Below are 2,500 nucleotides of genomic sequence, written 5' to 3'. Positions count from 1 at the left end.
AAGACTTTTCAACGTCAACGGGTTCGGTCCTCCACTATGTGTTACCACAGCTTCAACCTGCCCATGGGTAGATCGCACGGTTTCGCGTCTACTACTACCGACTAAAACGCCCTGTTCAGACTCGCTTTCGCTACGGCTGCGCACCATAAGTGCTTAACCTTGCCGGTAAAAGTAACTCGTAGGCTCATTATGCAAAAGGCACGCCGTCACCAGTAAACTGGCTCCGACCGCTTGTAGGCGTATGGTTTCAGGGTCTATTTCACTCCGTTGTTCACGGTTCTTTTCACCTTTCCCTCACGGTACTGGTTCACTATCGGTCTCCCAGGAGTATTTAGCCTTGGCGGATGGTCCCGCCGGATTCACACAGGGTTTCACGTGCCCCGCGCTACTCAGGATACCACTATCTTTAACGCTCCTTGCCCGTACGGGACTGTCACCCATATCGTGCAGCTTTCCAACTGCTTCCGGTTCGTCGCGCAAAGAACATTGTGGTCCTACAACCCCGTCATTGCCGAAACAACAACGGTTTGGGCCAGTCCGATTTCGCTCGCCGCTACTCTCGGAATCACTCTTGTTTTCTCTTCCTCCGCCTACTTAGATGTTTCAGTTCAGCGGGTTCGCCCACCTTGCGGTGTGACTGGCCTTCAACCAGCCGGGTTGCCCCATTCGGACACCCGCGGATCAATGCTCATGTGCAGCTCCCCGCGGATTTTCGCAGCTTATCACGTCCTTCGTCGCCTCTGAGAGCCTAGGCATTCCCCATACGCCCTTCTTTTGCTTGTCGCACCTGTACCTAAGTACAAATGCCCTCTCGTAATCCTTAATGTTCTATTCTACTTCGTGTTTCTTCTTTGACTTCGCAATCACGGCATAACCGTATCGCTCCGTCCCAATATGTCAATGAACTTTTTACAGTCAACAATTTTCAGTCAACAATCCACAATTTATAATTGCTTGTTGCCTATTGAACATTGCCGATTGTATCGTGGAGAATATCGGAGTCGAACCGATGACCTCCTGCGTGCAAGGCAGGCGCTCTAGCCAGCTGAGCTAATCCCCCATTTTTCAGTTATGAGTTATTAGTTAGGAGTTATGAGTAATAACCCTGTAACTCAACTTCTAAAATTTCCAATACTTTTTCTCAATGAACGTTGCAAAATTTTGAACCTTGAACCGCAAGCTTTGCTTGCCCTGTAGTCCCGGGCAGACTTGCTTCGACTGCGCTCAGCACAGGCTTCTCGTCCCGCCTTTCGACTTGTAGTCTCAGGCAGACTCGAACTGCCGACCTCTACATTATCAGTGTAGCGCTCTAACCAGCTGAGCTATGAGACTGTCTTGGCCTTATTGCCAGTATCTGTAACATATCATAAACGACAGCGCAGAGATAAAACCATCTCGTGCGGGACAAGGATCTTCCGGACATCTCTTTCTCTAGAAAGGAGGTGTTCCAGCCGCACCTTCCGGTACGGCTACCTTGTTACGACTTAGCCCTAGTTACCGATTTTGCCCTAGGCCGCTCCTCTCGGTGACGGACTTCAGGCACTCCCGGCTTCCATGGCTTGACGGGCGGTGTGTACAAGGCCCGGGAACGTATTCACCGGATCATGGCTGATATCCGATTACTAGCGATTCCAGCTTCACGGGGTCGAGTTGCAGACCCCGATCCGAACTGTGACCGGTTTTGTAGATCCGCGCCCCCTTGCGGGGTGGCTTCCCTCTGTACCGGCCATTGTAGCACGTGTGTAGCCCAGGACGTAAGGGCCGTGATGATTTGACGTCGTCCCCACCTTCCTCACGGTTTGCACCGGCAGTCCCGCTAGAGTCCCCATCTTTACATGCTGGCAACTAACGGTAGGGGTTGCGCTCGTTATAGGACTTAACCTGACACCTCACGGCACGAGCTGACGACAACCATGCAGCACCTTGCAGGCAGTCCGAAGAAAGGGGTGTCTCCACCCCATGCAGCCTGCATTTAAGCCCTGGTAAGGTTCCTCGCGTATCATCGAATTAAACCACATGCTCCACCGCTTGTGCGGGCCCCCGTCAATTCCTTTGAGTTTCATTCTTGCGAACGTACTCCCCAGGTGGGATACTTATCACTTTCGCTTGGCCACGGAGACCGAAGTCCCCACAGCTAGTATCCATCGTTTACGGCGTGGACTACCGGGGTATCTAATCCCGTTCGCTACCCACGCTTTCGTCCATCAGCGTCAGTACATGGTTGGTCACCTGCCTTCGCGATCGGTGTTCTATGTGATATCTATGCATTTCACCGCTACACCACATGTTCCGGCGACCCCACCATGACTCAAGACCTGCAGTATCAAAGGCAATTTTATGGTTGAGCCACAAACTTTCACCCCTGACTTACAGGCCCGCCTACGGACCCTTTAAACCCAATGATTCCGGATAACGCTCGGACCCTCCGTATTACCGCGGCTGCTGGCACGGAGTTAGCCGGTCCTTATTCTTACGGTACCGTCAGACACCTACACGTAGG

At 52.3% G+C, this 2,500-nt stretch carries 2 tRNA genes and 2 rRNA genes (1 of these 4 cut by a window edge); all 4 read right to left on the bottom strand.

The window, feature by feature from the left end:
- A 23S ribosomal RNA gene (locus tag J4E06_RS18360) occupies positions 1 to 785 on the bottom strand; it reaches 2,042 nt to the left of the window's first position.
- A 201-nt stretch (positions 786 to 986) separates the two neighbouring features.
- A tRNA-Ala gene (locus tag J4E06_RS18355) sits at positions 987 to 1,060 on the bottom strand.
- 198 nt (positions 1,061 to 1,258) lie between these two features.
- A tRNA-Ile gene (locus J4E06_RS18350) sits at positions 1,259 to 1,332 on the bottom strand.
- A 103-nt stretch (positions 1,333 to 1,435) separates the two neighbouring features.
- Positions 1,436 to 2,500: ribosomal RNA gene (locus J4E06_RS18345) — 16S ribosomal RNA — on the bottom strand; the annotation flags it as partial.

Origin of the sequence: Allomuricauda sp. NFXS6 (genome assembly GCF_040148835.1) — a bacterium.
Classification (GTDB): Bacteria; Bacteroidota; Bacteroidia; order Flavobacteriales; family Flavobacteriaceae; genus Flagellimonas.
Note: the sequence above shows the minus strand (reverse complement) of the source record. Positions and strands in the feature narration are given on the sequence as shown.